The 2,067-nt window shown below is 53.5% G+C and carries 1 rRNA gene; it reads right to left on the bottom strand.

Annotation, left to right across the window (positions count from 1 at the left end):
* Nucleotides 1-8: 8 nt before the first annotated feature.
* A 23S ribosomal RNA gene (locus J2W40_RS20455) occupies nucleotides 9-2,067 on the bottom strand; the annotation flags it as partial.

The raw sequence follows: 2,067 nt of genomic DNA, 5'->3' as shown, positions 1-2,067 counted from the left end.
TGAACCGTTTAAGCGCGAACAGAGCAATTAGGACTGGTTAGCTTCATGGATTACTCCACTTCCACATCCAGCCTATCAACGTCGTGGTCTACGACGGCTCGATGAAATCTTATCTCGAGGGAGGCTTCCCGCTTAGATGCTTTCAGCGGTTATCCCGTCCATACATAGCTACCCAGCTGCGCTCCTGGCGGAACGACTGGTACACCAGAGGTATGTTCAACCCGGTCCTCTCGTACTAGGGTCAACTCCTCTCAAATTTCGACGCCCACGGCAGATAGGGACCAAACTGTCTCGCGACGTTCTGAACCCAGCTCACGTACCACTTTAATTGGCGAACAGCCAAACCCTTGGGACCTGCTCCAGCCCCAGGATGTGATGAGCCGACATCGAGGTGCCAAACGATTCCGTCGATATGAGCTCTTGGGAATCATCAGCCTGTTATCCCCGGCGTACCTTTTATCCGTTGAGCGATGGCCCTTCCACGAGGGACCACCGGATCACTATGACCGACTTTCGTCTCTGCTCGACTTGTCAGTCTCGCAGTCAGGCGGGCTTATGCCATTGCACTCTAACAGACGGTTTCCAACCGTCCTGAGCCCACCATCGCGCGCCTCCGTTACTCTTTAGGAGGCGACCGCCCCAGTCAAACTACCCACCACAGAGGGTCCCTGCACCGGATAACGGTGCGAGGTTAGACATCAGAAAACAGCAGGGTGGTATTTCACCTATGGCTCCACATCAACTGGCGTCGATGCTTCAAAGCCTCCCACCTATGCTACACAGCTCTTTCCTAATGCCACTCTGAAGTTGCAGTAAAGGTGCACGGGGTCTTTCCGTCTAACCGCGGGTACTCCGCATCTTCACGGAGAATTCAATTTCGCTGAGCATATCCTGGAGACAGTGGGGAAGTCGTTACGCCATTCGTGCAGGTCGGAACTTACCCGACAAGGAATTTCGCTACCTTAGGACCGTTATAGTTACGGCCGCCGTTTACCTGGGCTTCAATTCAGTGCTTGCACACCTCCTCTTAACCTTCAGGCACCGGGCAGGCGTCAGGCCCTATACGTCGTCTTGAAGCCGACTTAGCAGAGCCCTGTGTTTTTGCTAAACAGTCGCTACCCCCTGGCCTGTGCCCCCCACAAGAGCTTGCGCTTATGTGGGGCCTCCTTCTTCCGAAGGTACGGAGGCAATTTGCCGAGTTCCTTCAGGATACTTCTCTCAAACGCCTTGGTATACTCTACCATTCCACCTGTGTCGGTTTAGGGTACGGTCTATACGGAGGGGCTATTTCCTGGGACGATTTCCCAGCCTGGAGCAATCCAATAAGCCCAGACCAGTTACACCATCCGTCACACACCTCCAGGCCCACGAATATTAACGTGGTTCCCATCGACTACCCCCTTCGGGCTCGTCTTAGGGGCCGGCTTACCCTGCTCAGATTAGCTTTAAGCAGGAACCCTTGGAATTTCGGCGACAGTGCATCTCACACTGTTAATCGCTACTCATGTCTGCATTCGCACTTCCGATACCTCCACGACCCATTACCAGATCGCTTCAACGGCCTACGGAACGCTCCGCTACCGCGTGATCGTAAACGATCACACCCTAAGCTTCGGTGCATCACTTTAGCCCCGTTACATCTTCGCCGCAGGATCTCTTATTTAGACCAGTGAGCTGTTACGCTTTCTTTAAAGGATGGCTGCTTCTAAGCCAACCTCCTGGTTGTTTTGGAAATCCCACATGCTTTCCCACTTAGTGATGACTTGGGGACCTTAGCTGTAGGTTAGGGCTGTTTCCCTTTTGACGACGGACCTTAGCACCCGCCGTCTGTCTGCCGGACTAGACTCGTTGGTATTCGGAGTTTGGTTAGTGTTGGTAGATCTCGCGACCCCCGCAACCATCCAGTGCTCTACCCCCAACGGCAATCATCCGACGCTCTACCTCAATAGATTTCGCGGAGAACCAGCTATTTCCCGGCTTGATTGGCCTTTCACCCCTAAGCACAACTCATCCGACAATTTTTCAACATTGAACGGTTCGGTCCTCCAGTGCGTGTTACCGCACCTT

Source organism: Sphingobium xenophagum, assembly GCF_031457465.1.
GTDB classification, from domain to species: Bacteria; Pseudomonadota; Alphaproteobacteria; order Sphingomonadales; family Sphingomonadaceae; genus Sphingobium; species Sphingobium xenophagum_A.
The sequence above is the reverse complement of the archived record's forward strand: the minus strand, read 5'-3'. Positions and strand labels throughout refer to the sequence as shown.